An 18,725-nucleotide genomic window follows, 5' to 3' on the forward strand; every position below is an offset into this window, starting at 1 on the left:
AGCAGATCAATGGACATGTATAGACTATTCCGTGCCCCGAGAGGGCTGAGAGGTAAATTATTTAAATTAACAGGGCCTATCTTTCTGGAAACCTTGCTGATGTTGACTTTAGGCGTGGTGGATACGCTTATGTTGAGCCATCATTCCGATAATGCGGTGGCAGCGGTAGGTGTGGTTAATCAATTGCTGAACATGGTATTCCTGCTGTTCAATATTACCACGACCGGAACTTCCGTCATGTGCGCCCTTTATTTCGGGGCGAAAGATAATAAGAGTTTTATTCAGGTGTTAGGAACCTCCTTGTTGTTTAACGCCGGCGTAGGTTGCTTGATCAGCTTGATGCTTTTCTTGTTCGGTAGGGAGATGTTGGTCCTGATGGATATCCGTCCGGATCTGATGCCGGACGCTGAGACTTATATGCACATTGTCGGAGGGTTCGGCTTCTTCCAAGCGGTTAGTTTTACGATATCGGCGGTGCTCCGTGCGGCGAACAAGCCGAATTACGCGATGCAGGTGACCTTGCTGATCAATGTATTGAATGTGTTTGGAAATTATGCGTTGATATTTGGCCATTTCGGTTTCCCTGCCCTCGGTGTACAAGGAGCGGCTATCTCTACCTCTGTTTGCCGGGGAGTGGCGATGACACTTTTGTTTATCATGCTGTTCAAGCGGTTGGTGCCTCGTATCCCTTTGGCTTATTTCCGTCCGTTCCCGTTTCAGAAGTTGAAAGATGTGTTGAAGATCGGCTTACCTTCGGCAGCGGAACAAATCTCGTATGATGCCTCGCAGGTGACGATTGTCTACTTTATCAATATGCTGGGTAATGAGTACTTGACAGCTCGTGTTTATGTGATGAATATCGTGATAATCGGCTATATCTTTTCTTTGTCGATCGCGCAAGCTACTTCTATTTGTACCGGCAATTTGGTGGGCGCGAGGAAGAAGCAAGCCGCTTATTTATTGAGTTGGTATGCTTGGAGGAGGTCGTTGCTGATTACGTTAGTCGCTAGTACCGGGGTTTATCTGCTGGGACGTCCTTTATTGGGGATATTTACTGAGAATCAAGCAATCATAACGATCGCGATGGGAGCCTTGCTGGTAGATGTACTCTTGGAGCAAGGGCGGGCCACGGTACTGCTGTTCTTATTCTGCTTGCGTTCGGTAGGCGACGTCGTGGTCCCGGTAATTATCGAGTTATTCTGTATGTGGTTCTTTGCCGTGTTCTGCGGGTATATGTTCGGTATCGTGTTCGGATTAGGCTTAGCGGGGATGTGGTTCGCTTTTGCTTTGGACGAGTGTTCCAGGGGAGCGGTACTCTGTTTGCGATGGCGAACGCAGAAGTGGAAAAAGAGGATGTTAATCAAGAATCCTGTTAATATAAGCTAAAACAGGGTGTTCTTGGGAACATTTCGCCTTCTATTTGCGTCTTACTAATTACAATAGATATTTTATAAAAGATTATGATGAAGATGAAAAAGGTATTGTTTTATGCGTTTTTGCTTCCCGCTTTCGTTGGGATGATGTTTTCTTGTTCAGACGTCAAGACAGATGTGAAGAAGTTGGAAGGTAAATGGAATGTGGTAGAAGTGAAAGGTGAGAAAGTCTTGGAAGAAGGCCTGCCGCAGATGGACTTCAATATGGCTGAGAAGAAATTACATGGAAATACAGGCTGTAATTTATTCAATACGACGATCACGTTAGATCCGGAAGATGTATCTTCTATTACGATCGCTCCGGGCGCTACAACTATGATGGCTTGTCCGAATATGGATTTGGAGACGAGCGTGCTTCAATCGATGGATCAGGTTCGTTCCGTGAAGGGCGGAAAAGATGAGAATGAGATGTTGCTGGTAGACCAAGATGGTAATGTATTATTAGTATTGGAGAGAAATTAATGCGAAAAGGTCTTTTTTATATTTGCCTGCTTTTGGTAGGCGTCGGTTTGTTCGCCGGCTGTAAATCCAAGAAAGCGGTGGTAGCTTCTTTCTCGGATCTGGATGGTGAATGGGGTGTCGTGGAGATGAACGGTAAGACGTTGAATCCCGAGGAGACTCATCAGGTTTTGGTGTTCGACGTGGCTCGTCAAGGGCTTTCGGGAAATGCCGGTTGCAATCGGTTGATGGGGAAGATCGAATATAATGATGCTTATAGAAATATCATTAAGTTCCCACAGGTAGCGACTACCCGAATGGCTTGCCCGGATATGAGCGGCGAACGTGAGTTGCTGGAAGCGCTTAATAAGGTGGTGCGCTTTGAGGCACAGGGTGAGGCGGCTCCTGTTTCGGAAATCGCTTTGTTCGGGACCAATAATGATAAGTTGTTGGTGATCAAAAAGCAAAAATAAAATCACCCAGTTGTAGAGACGGGGCACGCCCCGTCTCTACAACTGGGTATTAATATTTGAAACTATAACGGAATCCTGCCTTAAACCAAATACCCGGTTGGGGGATATTTCCCAGATCATAATAAGTGGAATTGAGCAGATTATTTAACTCCGCATATAGATTTAACCGCTGATATTCCCAATTTACTTTCATATCTACTAAGCAATAAGGAGCGTAAGGTTCCTCATAAGCCGGCTTAAGATTCTCGTATTTAGTATAACTACCTGCCCGGTCTTGCCAACGGACATACCAAGTGGCCGAAAAACCTTTCCAGATAGAATGGCTTAATTGAGCCGTGAACTTGTGCTTCAGATAATCTAACGCATAATTCGATATATACCCCTCACTATCCTTGTCTTGATGGATAAACGCATATCCCAGTTCTATTTTCCGGATAAAGAACCGTTCGTTGCCCAGTTCCCTCGGTAATAAACTCAGGTTAGTCTCGAAACCAAGGTTATCGACTTTTGTCAGATTTTGGCTTTCCCAGATATCTTCCGGTTTCTCTTTCACCCAATCGATCATGTTCTTGCCTTTTCGGTAAAAGCCGGCTATATGAGCCCGGAGGAAGTAAGTGTTGTATTTCAGTCCGACCTCGAATGCTTCGCTTTCCTCCGGTTTTAGGTCCGGATTTCCTTTATTCGTCTTACCCTCATAATAAAGATCGGTGAAAGTCGGCATACGCAATGCCCGGTTCCAGCTCCCATACAGACGGACATTGTCCCCGATACGGAAACTGGCATCTATTCCGGGATAGAAATGAATCCCTTCGTTTAAGGCCGAATTATAGTTTGCCAAGACCCCGACTGACAACGTGAAGCGGCGTAATAATACGTTATGCTCAAGAAAGTAGCTGATGTTACTTCGGTTATCGCTTTTTAGATATTGCCCCTCTTTCTCGAAAGGAACATTTTGCGGTTCCTTCATCGGCTTGCCTAATACATTACTCTTTACTCCCTCGTTTCGGAATTCCACGCCCATACTGGTTCTTCCTAGTTTCCACTGTGTCGTGGCGTTGAGGTTGGCTCCGAATACTTCCGTCTCATGGTAATTATGCCCGGTATACCAATCGGCAGGATCGCTACGGAACAACTCGTACCGGTCGAAATGTCGGGTCCAGTATACCTTGGGGGTGAACTTGATTTTGCCATGTGTTTCTCCTCCGGCGGAGAGGAAGAAGCGGCGAGTCTTGTCGTATTGGTTGGGGTAGGAAGCGGAGTAGAAGCTATTCGCTCCATAACCTTTGTCGTTGTATCCAGCTTGGAATTGGAAATCGGTCTCCTCGCTTTTAAGTTCCGATTGCCAAAAAAGATTTAATTGTTTGAAGTCTGTATTGTCTATATACCCTCCGGACGAGGCATACCCTGCGGAAAGGCGCTGTCCGAAATGAGTGGTCGCATGATTGATGGCAGCTTCCAGTTTCCAGAGCTTATGCATTCCAGCGTAATTGTCGGTCGAGATCCTGTTCTCTTTTCCTGTTTTCGTGATGATATTGATCGCTCCGGCGAAAGCGCTGGCCCCGAATATACGGGAAGAAGGGCCGGATACCACCTCGATGCGCTCTATGTCCGAGAGATTCACCGGGAGGTCAAAACTATAATGGCCGGTTTGTGGGTTGGAGAGGTTGACCCCGTTTAAGAGAACCGCTATTTGGTCGAACGTCCCTCCCCGGATGGAGATATCGGCTTGGGTGCCTCCTTCTCCTCGTTGCCGGACGTCTATTCCCGCGGCATATTCTAAAAGATCTTGGATACTGGTGACAGGCGCCGCCGCGATCTCACGGGCGGGAATGACTGTCACGATCTTGGTCGCTTGGTTCCGTGCGATAGGCGCACGGGAGGCGGTAACTTCTACCTCTTCCAGCTCTACGGAAGCTTCCTCGCCGGTCCGGTTAGGCTCGATTACCTTTTGGGCTTGCGCCGTGTCGGGCAGGGCAAATAGTAACGTGCTTGCTGTTACGACTCCAATGTTAATGACTTTGTGCATACTCCGGAACGCGGCGTAACGTTTCCGGTCGAATCGGCGGAAACGTACGGCGACTTGGGTATGCGATTCCCAATAATTCATTCGTTCTTATTTTTTATTTTGAGTAGGATAGTCCGGATAAAGTAAATACTTTTTACGCATGGCCTTGTATTGATCCAGCTCGGGTTTCCAACTTTCCCGGATCTCTTTCTCGGATAAGCCCCTTACGATCTGGTAGCGGAGCTGCTTCGTGCCTGCCAATAAATCGAACCAGTTCGGACGGGAGAAGAAAAAGGCTTGATCCTTTCCCGCTTTATTGTAGAAGTCGAGGAAGAATCGCAAGGTTAATCCTCCTTCGAACGGATATTCCCGCAGATCGATGCCGTAACATACTTTATCCTTTTGCAAGGGATTGGTATCGAATCCGGGCAAGGAGGTCGGGGTAAAAGTGAAATCCCCGTATTTAGGATCCGGGAAACCTAGTACTTGAAACGGATAATAGGTTCCTCTTCCCACGCTAACGTTCGTAGCCTCAAAAAAGCAAAGCGACGGATACAGGCGGATAGACTGGTCATTCGGGAGGTTCGGAGAGGGCTTGACCGGCAACCAATAGGGATCTCCGTGTTTCCAATTCTCCATCTTTACGATCTTTAACCGGCAGGTATCGGGCGTACTTTTCAGCCAGCCTTCCTTATTGATCATCCATGCCAATTCTCCTACGGTCAAGCCGTGCAAGATCGGGAGCGGATCGACACCGACGAAAGACTCGAATCCTTTCTGGCGGATCGGCCCGTCTACGAAGTCATTCGGGTTCGGGCGATCCAACACGATAAACTCTTTGTTGTTTTCGGCGCAGGCTTCCATCACGTAATGCATCGTGCTGATATAGGTATAGAAACGGGCACCTACATCTTGTATATCGAAAACAATTACGTCGAGGTCGCCCAGTTGCTCGGCGGACGGTTTCTTGTTTTTCCCATAAATAGAGATGATGGGGATGCCTGTTTTCAAGTCTCGGCTATCTTTTATCTCCTCTCCGGCATCACCGGTTCCCCGGAATCCATGTTCCGGAGCGAACACCTTCTTAACGTCTATGCCTTCCGCTACTAGCGCATCTAATAAATGAATCTGCCGCTTTTCCAAAATGGAAGTCTGGTTGACCACTAATCCTACCCGCTTACCCTTCAGTAAACGAGTGACGACATCCATCCGCTCGGCACCTAGCTTTAACGGGGCGTTTTGTGAATAGACCGTTGGCGTCAGGCTAAAAAGTATGACTAGAAATATAAAGATCTGTTTCATTACATATATAATAACTGTATACTAACCGCAAAAGTACGAAATGTTTTTCACAGAAAGTTTATACTTTTGAGGCGAATAACAGACAATACTAAGAATATGAATGTAAAAACACTTTTTTATGCGGTAGCCTTCTTGAGTTTGTCGTGGGCGTCTTTCACCTATGCGCAAGATGTCCTGCCGGAATATACGCAAGCACGCCGTTTCGCCCCGTCGAATGCGGAACAGTTACTTTTCTCTTATACCCTTACCCCCAATTATTTTAATAATAGTGACAAATTCTGGTACGAGTATAAGACGAGTGAGGGGACAAACTGGTATCTGGTGGACCCCGATTCGAGAAATAAACGATTATTATTCGATCGGGATGAGTTGGCGGCACAGATAAGCGAGATCGTGAGAGAGCCTTTTACCGGACAACAACTTCCTATCGAAGATTTACGCTTAAAGGAAGATGATCGCACGTTTACTTTCTCGATAAAGGGTACGAACGGGAACTATTTTTTCTCGTATGATTATCCGTCCTCCCGGTTGACTCGGATTACGAAAAACGAGATTCCTGCTAAAATCCGTTGGGCGAATATATCGCCGGATAAAAAGCGGGTCGTCTTCGCGAAAGATCTGAATCTGTATGTCATGAGTTATGAGGATTATGAGAAAGCCGTGAAGAATCCGGAGGATAAGACGATATCCGAGATCGCCTTGACTACGGATGGCGAAAAAGATTTTGGCTTTGGTATGCCCCGGACCTTCTTGAATACCGATACTTTATGTGACCATAAGCGGAAATATGTAATGGGGAACTGGTCTCCCGATGGTCGTTATTTCGTCGCGACTTTGTCGGATCAACGTGAGGTGCAAGATTTATGGGTGATTAACTCGATCGCCAAACCTCGTCCTACACTTGAGACCTATAAATATCAGATGCCGGGAGAGGCGGGTTCTCCAATCGTTCATTTATATCTCTTTGATTTGGAAAATGCCGGAAAGCGGAAAGAAATCCGGGTGGATTGTTTTAAAGATCAAATAATTAATCTAGCCTCCAAACCGGATAAGGAGCGTACGGGACTCACTCGGAACTCGATCTGGTTGGGAGATAACCAGACCTTCTATTTGACCCGTGTCAGCCGGGATATGAAACGGGTGGATATCTGTTCGTATACGATCGGGGAGGATTCGGTAAAAGCGATCATTGAGGAACGTCTAAATACCTCTATGGAAACCCGCCCGCTAGCGATGACCGATAATGGTAAGGAATTGATCCATTGGAGCGAACGGGATGGTTGGGCGCATCTGTATCTATATGACGCGCAAGGAAATTTGAAAAACCGTATCACCAAAGGACCTTGGCATGTGGACGCCATCGTAGACGTGGACAGTAAGAATCGAGTCGTTTACTTCAAGGCGAATGCCCGGGAAAAGGGAGATACGACTCCTTATTACGAGCATTTGTATCGGGTGAATCTGGATGGTTCGGGCTTAAAGCTGATTACTCCGGGCGATTATTTCCACCTGGTCTCTATGGATAAATCCATGCGATATATCGTGGATAACTATTCTCGTGTCAATACGATCCCGGCTACGGCATTGTATGATAACCAAGGTAACCGATTGATGACCTTGGAGGAGAGTGACTTCTCCCAATTATTCATGGCAGGTTATAAATTCCCTGAGCCTTTTTCGGTAAAGGCGGCCGACGGGGTGACCGATTTGTATGGTGTCATGTATAAGCCTTTTGATTTTGATTCCACGAAAGTATATCCGGTCATTAACTATGTATACCCCGGACCGCAACAGGAGGGAACTTTCTTTCGCTACATCCCGATGAATCCTCGTACGGATCGTTTGGCGCAAGCCGGATTTGTCGTGGTGTGCATGGGACATAGGGGAGGGCATCCCAGTCGCTCCAAGTGGTATCATAATTATGGATATGGAAATTTGCGTGATTATCCGATGGCGGATCATAAAGTAGCTATTGAGCAGTTGTGCGCTCGATATAAATTCATGGATATCAACCGGGTCGGCATACACGGACACTCCGGTGGCGGTTTCATGTCTACAGCGGCTATGCTGCTTTATCCGGATTTCTTTAAGGTAGCGGTATCTTGTGCCGGCAATCATGACAATAACATTTATAACCGGTGGTGGGGAGAGAAACATCATGGGGTAAAGGAGATCACGGATGATATGGGAAATATCTCGTTCGATATTCGCATCCCGACCAATCAGGAATTGGCGAGGAATTTGAAAGGCCATCTGTTATTGATCCATGGCGATATCGATAATAATGTGCATCCGGCGAATACCATTGTTGTCGTGGACGAGTTGATCAAGGCTGGCAAACGCTTTGATATGTTGATCGTACCGGGAAAACGTCATCATTTTGATGACTATAATGAGTATTATTACTGGCGGATGGTCGATTACTTCTCTGAGTATTTGAGAGGCGAACGGGAAACAGGTGCGGATATAAAAGATTTGAAACTGGGCAATTGGTTTCAGGGGTATCAGTGATGAGAAGTAGTATATGTGAGAGAGATTGTTTATTTTTGTCTCGCAAAAAAATAAATAGGATGAAACCTCTTGATATAATAAAGAAATATTATCCGGAAAGTTCGGATGCCTACCGGATTTTGGTGACTCATAGCCGCAGCGTGGCGGATAAGGCATTAGCATTGGCCCGTTTGCATCCGGAGATGAATCTGGATCTGACTTTTATTGAGGAAGCGGCGATGTTGCATGACATAGGGATCTTTTTGTGTAACGCACCGGATATCGATTGCCATGGGGAGGCCGATTATATCTGCCATGGCTATCTGGGAGCCGATTTAATGCGGAAAGAGGGGTATCCTCGCCACGCCTTAGTTTGCGAGAGGCATACGGGAACGGGGCTTTCGCTTGCCATGATCGAGGAACGGAACCTGCCTGTTCCACATCGGGATATGCGTCCCGTGTCATTGGAAGAACAATTGATCTGTTTCGCTGATAAATTCTTTAGCAAGACTAAATTGACGAAAGAGAAACCGGCTGATAAGATAAAACAGAGCTTATCCAAGTATGGAAATGAGACAGTTGAGCAGTTTGAACACTGGTGTAAACTCTTTTTAGGGGAATAAAAGCATAAGGGCTCGTTTATTTATTATACATTTGCACGCTGTAACACACTGCAAAGAACGAAGTAATGTTTTTGATATATAGAGTCCTAATCATTCTATTCGTTTTCCTCTTGGGAGGCTTGGGCGTGCAGGCGCAGGAGATTGTCGCTCCTGCCGATAGCTTGGCGCAGACTGATTCTCTCTTGGTGGCTCCTACGGATAGTACAACGTTAGCGGGAGATTCGATTCCAGAAAAGCAGACCGGGCTAGATGCTCCGGTCAGTTATCAAGCGACCGATTCTATCGTGATGACGGCTGGCAACTGGGCATATCTTTACGGGGAAGGCGATGTCAAATACCAGAATATCGAGCTGCAGTCCGAATTGATTGAGATGAATATGGATAGTAGCATCGTGTTCGCTAAGTTTGGACTCGACTCTATCGGGCAGGAGTTTGGCTATCCGTTGTTTAAGGAGGGCGATCAGCAGTATGAGTCGAAGACGATGCGGTATAATTTTGGTACCAAGAAAGGATATATCACGGACGTGATTACCCAGCAGGGCGAAGGGTATGTTACCGCCGGGCGAACGAAAAAGATGGAAGGGGATATCTTGAACATGGTGGGTGGTAAGTATACGACCTGCGACGAGCATGAGCATCCTCACTTTTACATCCAGATGACGAAAGCGAAGGTGCGCCCGAAAAAGAATATCGTAACGGGTCCGGTCTATCTGGTCTTGGAGGACGTGCCGTTGTATCCGATCGGGTTACCTTTCTGTTTCTTCCCGTTCTCGAGTACATATTCATCCGGTATTATTATGCCGACTTTCGGAGACGAGTCTACCAGAGGTTTCTTCTTGCGTGACGGTGGATATTATTTCGCCTTGAGCGATTATATGGACTTGGCTTTGTTGGGAGAGATTTATACCAAGGGATCTTGGGGATTGTCGGCCAAGTCGGCTTACCGCAAACGTTATAAATTCTCGGGCAGTTTTAATGCTTCTTATTTGGTGACGAAATTGGGAGATAAGGGCTTGCCAGACTATAATTTATCCAAGGACTTCAAGGTTAACTGGACGCATACGCAAGACCCTAAGGCGAATCCTTATCTGTCTTTCTCGGCGAGCGTAAACTTCTCGACCTCTTCGTATGACCGTAATAATCAGAACAGTTTATACCCGAATGCGAATGGATATGCCGATGTGAACCAGAATACGAAGAGTTCATCCATCAACGTAACGAAACGTTTCCCGAATAACCCGTTCACGATCTCCGGTACGATGAGTATAAACCAGACGACCCGTGATTCTTCTATCGCCGTGACCTTGCCTAGCATGACGGTTACGATGAGTCGTATCTTCCCTTTCAAGCGGAAACATCCGGTCGGGAAGGAGCGTTGGTACGAGAAGATCTCCATGAGTTATTCCGGTACGTTTAGTAATAGTATAACGACAAAAGAAAACTTATTATTCAAATCGAATTTGATCAAAGATTGGCAGAATGCTATGCAGCACTCGATTCCGGTAAGCGCTACATTCTCCGTGCTCAAGTACTTGAATATTTCTCCCTCTTTCAATTATAAGGAACGTTGGTACACCAGCAAGATCGAACAGGAATATGATACGCAGAAACAGGCTTTGGTAGCCCGCGACACTACGTATGGTTTTTATCGTATTTACGATTTTAACGCTTCTATCTCTGCGTCTACTACCTTGTATGGTTTTTATAAACCGTTGCCATTCTTGGGTAATAAGGTTGAGATGATCCGTCACCGCTTCGAGCCGTCTATTACGGTAAGCGCCCAGCCGGACTTCGCTTCTTCTCGTTTTGGTTTTTATGAGACTTATGTATATCAAGACGCGAATGGTGAGGATCGTGAATATACGTATTCTCCGTTCGCTCATAATATGTATGGCGTTCCGGGAACGGGAAAACAAGGAAATATCAGTTTTGACGTAAATAACAATATCGAGATGAAGGTGCGTTCGGATAAGGACTCTACTGGATTCAAGAAAATTAGTCTGATCGATAAGCTGTCGTTAGGCATGAGTTATAATATGGCGGCGGATTCATTTAAGTGGAGTGACTTGAGTGTCGGTTTACGTTTGAAATTATCCAAGAGTTATACGTTGAACTTGAATGGTCAGTTCGATACCTATACGTACGATGAGAATGGGCATCGTGTCGATATTCCCCGTTGGAAAGCAGGCAAGGGTATTGGCCGTTTGAGAGGGACTAGCACCAGTTTTTCTTATACATTTAATAATGATACGTTCAAGAAGTTGTTTGGAGGAGGTGATAGCTCATCGGATAAATCCGGGAATCAATCGGCTTCCACGGATCCGAATGCAGATCCGGATGGATTGAACCCGGATGGAGAAGGAGAGGGCGAGAATAAGGAAAGTGGTGGCCGTCTGTTGGGCAAAAAGAAAGAGACCGGTGAGACAGATGCCGATGGCTATTTAATTTCCAAGATTCCTTGGAGCCTCTCGTTTAGTTATGGTTTGAGCTTGCGGTATGGTGATTTTAATCGTTCTAAACTGGAGTATGATTACGCCTTGACTCACTCTTTGAGCTTTAACGGAAATATCCAGCCGACAAAGAACTGGCGTTTTAACTTTAACGCTACTTATGATTTTGACGCTAAGAAGATTTCTTATATGACTTGTAACGTAACTCGTAACTTGCACTGTTGGCAAATGACGGCTAGTTTCGTTCCGGTCGGTCCTTATAAATCCTATACATTCAGTATCGCTGTAAGCTCTGCTTTATTGAAAGATTTGAAGTATGATAAGAGAAGTAATTATAGGGATGGACAGCAGTGGTATTAATAATTGAAAATTGAGAATTGAGAATTGAAAATTAAAGTTACACAATCCAATAATTCTCAATTCTCAATTTTTAATTCTCGCCCCATTTGATGGGGGTTTGCCCAGTTGCGATTAAATAATCATTGGCTTTGCTGAAATGCTTGTTTCCGAAGAATCCCCGGTAAGCGGAAAGTGGGGACGGATGAGCTGATTTAAGAACCAGATTACGGGATGAATCGATGAAAGCACCTTTCCTTTGTGCGTAGGAACCCCATAATATGTAAACGATATGGCTTCTTTCAGCCGCCAGACGATGAATAACAGCATCAGTAAAGGTCTCCCAACCTCTATTTTGATGGGAACCGGCTTGATGCGCTCGTACTGTGAGAGTGGCATTTAGCAATAATACGCCTTGATCTGCCCAACGAATCAAATTGCCAGTTGTTGGAACCGGATGCCCTAGATCATCTTGTATTTCTTTGAATATATTGATGAGGGAAGGGGGGAAAGGTACCCCATCCTGCACGGAGAAACAAAGTCCGTGCGCCTGTCCCGGCTCGTGATAAGGATCTTGGCCGAGGATAACGACCTTCACTTTATCGAACGGGCAGTGCTCAAAAGCGTTGAACATATAAGGACCGGGAGGATAAACAGTACCTTGGCGGTATTCTTGTTTAACGAAATCGGTCAATTGCTTGAAATAATCTTTTTCAAACTCGTCGGCTAACCGTTTTTTCCAGCTTTCTTCAATCTTTACATCCATAATATAATAGTTGGCTGTTAACTAAATAAGCATCATTCCAGCCGCACGTGCTTCCTTGCGCATCTCCTCCGGCCAGATACTTGCCTGTATCTCTCCGATATGGGCCTTACGAAGATAGAACATACACAACCGGCTTTGTCCGATACCACCGCCGATACTTTGCGGAAGTTCACCGCTCAAGAGGCGTTTGTGGAAATATAGTTCCTTTTTCTCCCCGGCTTTGCAAATATCCAACTGGCGTAGCAAGGCTTCCTTATTGACGCGGATACCCATAGAGGATAGTTCCATAGAACGGTTTAGTACATCATCCCAAACCAATAAATCCCCGTTCAATCCGGTTTGTCCGTTCTCGGCGATCGTAGACCAATCATCGTAGTCCGGAGCACGTCCGTCATGCTTCTCCCCATTGCTTAGCGAGCATCCGATACCGATAATGAATACGGCCCCGTATTCCTTGGTGATAGCGTCTTCCCGCTCTTTCGGTGTAAAGGTAGGATATTTTTGTAACAAATCCTCGGAATGGATGAAATGAATCTGTTGGGGGAGCGTCGGGCGGATTTGAGGAAACATCTCGTAAACTAAATATTCGGTACGGACCATAGCGGCATATATGCGACGGACGATTTCCTTGAGGAAATCGATATTACGTTCGCTTTCGCTCATTACACGTTCCCAGTCCCATTGGTCCACGTATAAAGAGTGTAAATTACCTAGCTCCTCGTCTGAGCGGATGGCGTTCATGTCGGTGTAAATACCGTAACCTTCTTCAATGTGATAATCGGCGAGTGTCAGTCGTTTCCATTTGGCGAGTGAGTGTACGATCTCTGCTTTAGAGTCGTTTAAATCCTTGATAGGAAAAGTGACGGCTCGCTCGGTCCCGTTAAGATCATCATTGATACCCATGCCCTTAAGTACGAATAAAGGTGCGGTTACGCGCCTTAGGCGTAGCTCGGATGAGAGGTTTTGCTGGAAAAAGTCCTTGATCTTCTTGATTCCCATTTCAGTCTGGGATAAGTTAAGTAAGGCTTTATACCCTGCGGGTTTAATAAGATAGCTCATATACTTGTTGTACTTTGTGTTTGTGAAATATGTGCGGCAAAGATAATGATTAATGGCAAAATAACAAGAATGTGATCGCTTTTATTTGCAAAATGGCAGAATAAGCAGAATACTTATATGCAAAATATCAAAAATAAAATATTTCTTTCCTGTATTTGCTAAACTAAGATATTATATGTACTTTTGCGCAGTCTTTGGCTCGGTAGCTTAGTTGAATAGAGCGTCAGATTCCGGTTCTGAAGGTCGTGGGTTTGAGTCCCACCCGGGTCACAAAAAATCCTTGGTAATCAATTGATTACTGAGGATTTTTTCTTTTTATGACTCTTTGATAAGGCTCCAATTCTGTGCAGATTCTACTAATATAGCTTAGTTGTTGACCTATTGTTGACCCCTAAATTGTAGAATTAAAATGTTGACAATCAAGGCAGAAGTCCAAAGGGACAAACAGAGAAATGACGGAAGTTACAATGTGAAGATTCGTTTTACTTATGAGAGAAAGGTTAGAAGGCTGTCTTCAAGTCTGTTCGTAACAGCTAAAGATCTTACTAAGTCCTTATCCTTTAAAGATGGTACTCCCATCAAAAGGGAGATTGATGATCTGGTTCGTTATTATCAGGACAAGTGTGCTCACTTTCAAATAGAATCGAAGTGTTACACTTTAGATGAAATTATTAATTGTTTAGACGAGGAACGTGAGAGGAATAGGAGTGTAGATTTTATTCAGTTTGCTAGAGAGTGGATTGCAAATACAGAAGTTAAAGGAGTAAAGAACTACAAAAGTGCTGTGAATACCCTAATTCGTTATGTCAATAAAGAACATCTGAATGTGAATGATATTACTGTAACCTTCTTAAATGGATTCATTAAATTTTTAAATAAAGAGAGGGAGGCTAGAATCGAGGTATTACGTTGTTCTGGTAAACGAATACCTTCTAACAGATCAGCTTCTCTTTATATAAGTAGTGTTAGGCATTTGTTTAATGAGGCTAAGAGGTTTTATAATGATTATGACAGGAATATCATCCTCATACCTAATTCTCCTTTTGAAAATTTTAAAGTACCAAAGCAAGAAGTTACACGTAAGAGAGCTATTACCCCTGTTTTATTAAAGAAGATATGGGAATTGCCCTATAGGTACACGGTTAAAGGTAATGAGGCGATTTGCCGTTATAATTTAGCGAAAGATTGTTTTATGCTTTCATTTTGTTTAATAGGAATGAATTCCGTGGACTTATTTAATGCTGCTACAAGGATTGAAGATACAATAGTTTACAATAGAACGAAGACAAAGGCACGTAGAGATGATGATGCTAAGATGATGGTTGATATTCCTATAATTATTAGATCTATAGTAAATAAATATAGTGATTGTACTGGCAAACGACTATTCAATTTTTATTTAAACTATGCGGATGAATCAACTTTTAATAAAGCCATCAATTGTGGGTTGAAGGAATTGGGGAAGGAATTAGGTGTTGAAGATTTGGAATTTTATGCGGCCCGTCACTCTTGGGCTACTATAGCCCTGAATAAGGTAGGCATAGATAAATATACTGTGCATGCAGCGTTGAATCATCTTGATGAAAGCATGAAGGTTACAGATATCTACATCGAGCGTGACTTCGTAAATGAAAATAAAGCTAATTTGAAAGTGATAGAATATGTTTTGGGTTGATGGATAAGGTAAATCCCCACTTGCAGTAATGTAGGTGGGGATAACTTGTCTATCTTTGTTGTCCTAACGTTTATATTAATGGAATTAACAGAAGATAAATTAGAATACATTGCTTTCGTTGCAAGAAGAATATTGTTGATGGCAGATTGATTTACACCAGACATAAGACCGGTAAGTTAATCAAAGCTCCCTTGCAACCGCAGGCCGTGGATCTGATCGAGAAATACAGTATCAAAGACAATACTTACCTGTTCCCTATTCTATCTAATTTTCACAAGACTGAATTGCAAAGAGCGAACAGGGTACATAAGGTAATCTCCAAGGTGAACGAACGCTTGAAAGAGATTGGCAAGGCATTGGATATTCCAATTGACCTTACGACCTATGTCGCACGCCACAGTTAAGCAACCGTAATGAAAAGGGCTGGTGTGCCTACCTCAATCATTCGTGAGTTGATGGGGCATAGTTCAGAAAGCGTAACTCAAATCTATCTGGATAGCTTCGACAATGAACAGATGGACGAGGCGATGAGGAATTAGCTCTAAATTATCATGGATTAGCTTGCTTATCTCGAAATTCTTCATACATTTGCCCCAATCTTACAAACGAGGTAAGGGAAAAGGATTAAGAACAAGGAATAATCTCCTGTTCATCACATGGCCTACGTGACAGTGCAGTATCAAAAACGATACCAAGAAAGATGGCCTTCTACAAGAAGCCTAACAGCAATAATTCTACCATAGGTAGCGGCTTCTGCAACTAAGTTACCGGGATATACTTCCCGCACTTACGTTAGACATATTACTCTTGCATCTTTATACATGGATGTAATGTGTCTATTTGTAACTATAACTTAGTCGCAGGAGCTTTTTTTGTCTTCAATCCAATTGTTAAACATTCAAACTTCGATTAAATGAACAAGAAGTTTCTGTTTTCCCGGACAATTGGCATGAGCTACCTATCGGGACTTACCAGCAAGGTAAGAGTAATCCGGCTCGCAGAGTTAATAACAATATATGCGTCTGCATCCCCAATTCCGGGAGAGGTACGAAATCCGTACCGACCATATATAAGCGATTTTACTCAAGTTTCTTACCCATTAATCCCGTCTTGCCATGAGTGAACAGAATGGATTTAAAGGGTTGGAGGTTGTCGAACTGAACATTTCCAAAGGCGAATACCTGTCAGAAGCCTTAAAAAGACAAGGCTACCCCATGCTGCCGAGCAATGCCATTATTAATAAGGTAATGACAGGTACGGGAGCTACTTACATGGAATTGAACGCGAAGTTAAGTCCAAGAAACTCTATCGTGATTGAGCCGTTCAAATCTTCGGTGGAGAACAAGGTACTGACCTTTAATGAAGCTCAAGGGGTGTTCAAAGAAGTGACCGTCAAGAAACTGATCGCTTACCTCAAGAACCCCAACATCAAGTACAAAAAGATCATAACCACCCCCGAAGGGTTTCAGAGCAAAGTCTTGAAGGTGGCAAAGGACTTGGGCTTGAATATTTATAAGGAGTTCTTCTGCCTGTTCGATGAATCCGAGCACTTGACAGAAGATACAGGCTATCGTAGAAGCATATCCGCCCCAATGAAGGAGTTCTTCAAATTCGAGGGAAAGGCTGTCGTGTCTGCCACTCCGTTAAAGCCGAGCAAGTACACCTTAACACTGTTCTTGCGTCACCAATTCAAGTGGGTAGAAATTAAGCCCGACTATGACTATCGGGAGGATATGACTTTGATAACAACCCGTAGCTTTTACAGTCGGGTGAAGCAGGAAGTAAAAAGGCTGTTGGATAACGGTTCTCCCCATGTGTGCATCTTCTATAAGACAACAGAGGGAATCTGTAGCATCGTGGAATCATTGCTGCATGACGGAATAATAAAAGAGGACGACTACAAGGTCTTCTGCTCAAAGGACAGTGCCGACAAGCTAAAGAGCCGCTTCTTGGAACATAGTACGGATAAGCTGGAACTTCCTCTAAGAAGGGTGAATCTGTTTACATCGAGGTTCTTCCCGTCAATAGACATCAATCTGAAAGAACTTTGCGATGTGCTGATACTGTCGAACTACGATCATGTGAAGCACACCCTAATCAATCCGTTCACCGAAGCCATCCAGTGTCAAGGCAGATTTAGGCATGTGTTCCCCAACGGGAAGAGATATAACTCTCTTACGGTTATAGCTTCAATTCCTAACGAGCTTGAAGTTAAACCCGAAGAAGAAATATATAAAGACATCGAGGCGAGAATCAAATGTTACCGAGCCATTCAGCAGGAAGGGATAAAAGCTGATGATCCCACATATTATGATAAGGAATTAAAACGGCTACGGCTGAATGAGGTCTTAAATTCCGAGCGGAACAGATTTGACAGGTTCTCCATAGAGCAACTATTACTTGACGAGCAGGTGAAAGGATATTATCTCTCACCCAATGCACTTAGACAGGCATACGAAGATACAGGATATTTCAATGTGGACTTCCAACCCGAAGATGAAGCGGTCGGTGAAGATGACATTTACAGAATTAAAGCCGCTAAAGCGAAGGATAAATACCAGCTTATTGTATCCACATTAGAAGCGACAAAAGACAATGCCGAGGCGATACGGTTCGTCCGGGCACAATGCGTGGAGGAAGAATGGCTTATCAACGCCTTCTTCAAGTTAGGGAAGGAGGTTATCGAACAACAACAGTACGGTAAGACTGCGATCAAGAAACTATTGAAACAGACCGAGGAGGAAGAAGCCCTACAACGAAGATTCAGCCCGGAGTTTCTTCATGATATGATCAGAGAGTTCGAGTCAGAAACAGGTAACGATTTATATATTCCCGTAAAGAATGTGCTTGACAGGATTGGATACCTGTTGGACTGTTACGGAATAACCTACTCCCGATATGGAGACGGCAAGAAAGATGCAATGTGCAAGTTGTCCGAAGCTCTCATCAAGGAATATTTCGATCCGAGGCGTAGTAACCGGGAGGGTGAGGCCAAGGTCAAGTTTGTTCGGTTTAAAGAGGAGTTGTTTAAACGGAAGGACTGTGAGGAACATATAATACCTAATGTTCTCCCCGGTTGATCCCACCCCTCATTTACTCCCCCCATGCTTGCCAGAAGGAAAATCAAAATTCAGACAGGCATGGGGGTACACCATCAATCACAAATAAAATTATACTCACCAACCAACTCCCCAATCTCCAACTGAGCGAATCTGTAAAAGGTAACACTAAATAGCCCTATATGTAAAATATCCTAATGATATAACACTTATAGTCATTTAGCAAGTAGTAATGAAGTCCTAAATTGTAAACTGAGCGATCCGTTTCATTTAGGACTTCATTCACATACTTGCCAATCAATCAATAATCACTTAATTCAATTACATTATGAGTACATTACAGATCATGCCGTTTGAGGCAAGAGAGAGAAGGTTTCAGGGTTTACAATCAGCAGCGGAGGAAGCTACTTTGCTAGTGCCCAAGCACAAGAATGTCCTACACTTCATTGAGAGTAACACGCAGGAAGCAACCATCAATCACCTAAAGAACGATTGCATTGTTCCAGTCTTCAGCAAGGATAACGAGCTTACTGTTTCACACGCTGCATTCATTGAGACAGTAGGTGAAGCAGTCCAGAATTTCTTTAGCGGTGAACGGATTGAACAACCAGACATT

At 44.1% G+C, this 18,725-nt stretch carries 13 protein-coding genes, 1 tRNA gene and 1 pseudogene; 11 read left to right on the forward strand and 4 right to left on the reverse strand.

Annotated elements, in window-relative coordinates; genetic code table 11:
• Positions 1-15 precede the first annotated feature (15 nt).
• The 3 genes from BHV83_RS14235 to BHV83_RS14245 all read left to right on the forward strand — a co-directional run bounded on the left by BHV83_RS14235 (position 16) and on the right by BHV83_RS14245 (position 2,344).
• Positions 16-1,386 (forward strand): MATE family efflux transporter, encoded by a 1,371-nt coding sequence (locus BHV83_RS14235; protein WP_044545557.1) that lies wholly within the window; start codon positions 16-18, stop codon positions 1,384-1,386.
• Between the two features lie 83 nt (positions 1,387-1,469).
• Entirely contained in the window at positions 1,470-1,895 is a 426-nt protein-coding gene (locus BHV83_RS14240; RefSeq protein WP_041525709.1) for an META domain-containing protein, read from the forward strand.
• Positions 1,895-2,344: an META domain-containing protein gene (locus BHV83_RS14245; protein ID WP_057326579.1), complete on the forward strand. Its 450-nt coding sequence runs from the start codon at positions 1,895-1,897 to the stop codon at positions 2,342-2,344. Before BHV83_RS14240 ends, BHV83_RS14245 begins: the two co-directional genes overlap by 1 nt.
• A gap of 49 nt (positions 2,345-2,393) precedes the next feature.
• On the opposite strand, the gene BHV83_RS14250 is transcribed toward BHV83_RS14245, so the two are convergent.
• Entirely contained in the window at positions 2,394-4,451 is a 2,058-nt protein-coding gene (locus tag BHV83_RS14250) for a TonB-dependent receptor plug domain-containing protein (protein ID WP_286757648.1), read from the reverse strand.
• A gap of 6 nt (positions 4,452-4,457) precedes the next feature.
• Positions 4,458-5,651 carry an exo-beta-N-acetylmuramidase NamZ family protein gene (locus tag BHV83_RS14255; RefSeq protein WP_122380642.1) on the reverse strand — a complete coding sequence of 398 codons (1,194 nt, stop codon included), beginning with the start codon at positions 5,649-5,651 and terminating at the stop codon, positions 4,458-4,460.
• A gap of 96 nt (positions 5,652-5,747) precedes the next feature.
• On the opposite strand from BHV83_RS14255, the gene BHV83_RS14260 reads away from it, so the two are divergent.
• The 3 genes from BHV83_RS14260 (at position 5,748) to BHV83_RS14270 (ending at position 11,574) form a co-directional block, all read left to right on the forward strand.
• A complete protein-coding gene (locus BHV83_RS14260; protein ID WP_270214888.1) occupies positions 5,748-8,162 on the forward strand; it encodes a S9 family peptidase in 2,415 nt (804 codons plus the stop codon).
• A 59-nt stretch (positions 8,163-8,221) separates the two neighbouring features.
• Entirely contained in the window at positions 8,222-8,764 is a 543-nt protein-coding gene (locus BHV83_RS14265; protein ID WP_005867908.1) for an HDIG domain-containing metalloprotein, read from the forward strand.
• 65 nt (positions 8,765-8,829) lie between these two features.
• On the forward strand, positions 8,830-11,574 hold the full coding sequence (locus tag BHV83_RS14270; RefSeq protein ID WP_005867909.1) for a putative LPS assembly protein LptD: 2,745 nt from the start codon (positions 8,830-8,832) through the stop codon (positions 11,572-11,574).
• Positions 11,575-11,644: 70 nt separating this feature from the next.
• Here the strand turns inward: BHV83_RS14270 and BHV83_RS14275 are convergent, their stop codons facing one another.
• Entirely contained in the window at positions 11,645-12,316 is a 672-nt protein-coding gene (locus BHV83_RS14275; protein WP_005867913.1) for a uracil-DNA glycosylase, read from the reverse strand.
• A gap of 21 nt (positions 12,317-12,337) precedes the next feature.
• Positions 12,338-13,375, reverse strand: a complete 1,038-nt coding sequence (asnA, locus tag BHV83_RS14280) for an aspartate--ammonia ligase (protein ID WP_022193225.1) — start codon at positions 13,373-13,375, stop codon at positions 12,338-12,340.
• 196 nt (positions 13,376-13,571) lie between these two features.
• On the opposite strand from asnA, the gene BHV83_RS14285 reads away from it, so the two are divergent.
• From BHV83_RS14285 to BHV83_RS14305, 5 genes and pseudogenes are all read left to right on the forward strand, one after another.
• Positions 13,572-13,645: transfer RNA gene (locus BHV83_RS14285), tRNA-Arg, on the forward strand.
• Positions 13,646-13,784: 139 nt separating this feature from the next.
• A complete protein-coding gene (locus BHV83_RS14290) occupies positions 13,785-15,050 on the forward strand; it encodes a site-specific integrase (protein WP_057326583.1) in 1,266 nt (421 codons plus the stop codon).
• Between the two features lie 128 nt (positions 15,051-15,178).
• Positions 15,179-15,589 (forward strand): annotated as a pseudogene (locus BHV83_RS14295) (tyrosine-type recombinase/integrase); the annotation flags it as partial.
• Positions 15,590-16,165: 576 nt separating this feature from the next.
• The gene (locus BHV83_RS14300) at positions 16,166-18,130 is read left to right on the forward strand and encodes a hypothetical protein (protein ID WP_057326584.1); all 1,965 of its coding nucleotides are present in this window, start codon (positions 16,166-16,168) and stop codon (positions 18,128-18,130) included.
• Between the two features lie 307 nt (positions 18,131-18,437).
• On the forward strand, positions 18,438-18,725 hold a 288-nt coding region (locus BHV83_RS14305; protein WP_502687966.1), incomplete at its 3' end, for a DUF3871 family protein.

Source organism: Parabacteroides sp. merdae-related_45_40 (assembly GCF_001915675.1).

What these genes read in the sequence shown, in the direction of transcription:
- BHV83_RS14235 (WP_044545557.1), top strand. Translation starts at nt 16, where the DNA reads ATGTATAGACTATTCCGTGCCCCGAGAGGGCTGAGAGGTAAATTATTT.
- BHV83_RS14240 (WP_041525709.1), top strand. Translation starts at nt 1,470, where the DNA reads ATGAAAAAGGTATTGTTTTATGCGTTTTTGCTTCCCGCTTTCGTTGGG.
- BHV83_RS14245 (WP_057326579.1), top strand. Translation starts at nt 1,895, where the DNA reads ATGCGAAAAGGTCTTTTTTATATTTGCCTGCTTTTGGTAGGCGTCGGT.
- BHV83_RS14250 (WP_286757648.1), bottom strand. Translation starts at nt 4,451, where the DNA reads ATGAATTATTGGGAATCGCATACCCAAGTCGCCGTACGTTTCCGCCGA.
- BHV83_RS14255 (WP_122380642.1), bottom strand. Translation starts at nt 5,651, where the DNA reads ATGAAACAGATCTTTATATTTCTAGTCATACTTTTTAGCCTGACGCCA.
- BHV83_RS14260 (WP_270214888.1), top strand. Translation starts at nt 5,748, where the DNA reads ATGAATGTAAAAACACTTTTTTATGCGGTAGCCTTCTTGAGTTTGTCG.
- BHV83_RS14265 (WP_005867908.1), top strand. Translation starts at nt 8,222, where the DNA reads ATGAAACCTCTTGATATAATAAAGAAATATTATCCGGAAAGTTCGGAT.
- BHV83_RS14270 (WP_005867909.1), top strand. Translation starts at nt 8,830, where the DNA reads ATGTTTTTGATATATAGAGTCCTAATCATTCTATTCGTTTTCCTCTTG.
- BHV83_RS14275 (WP_005867913.1), bottom strand. Translation starts at nt 12,316, where the DNA reads ATGGATGTAAAGATTGAAGAAAGCTGGAAAAAACGGTTAGCCGACGAG.
- asnA (WP_022193225.1), bottom strand. Translation starts at nt 13,375, where the DNA reads ATGAGCTATCTTATTAAACCCGCAGGGTATAAAGCCTTACTTAACTTA.
- BHV83_RS14290 (WP_057326583.1), top strand. Translation starts at nt 13,785, where the DNA reads ATGTTGACAATCAAGGCAGAAGTCCAAAGGGACAAACAGAGAAATGAC.
- BHV83_RS14300 (WP_057326584.1), top strand. Translation starts at nt 16,166, where the DNA reads ATGAGTGAACAGAATGGATTTAAAGGGTTGGAGGTTGTCGAACTGAAC.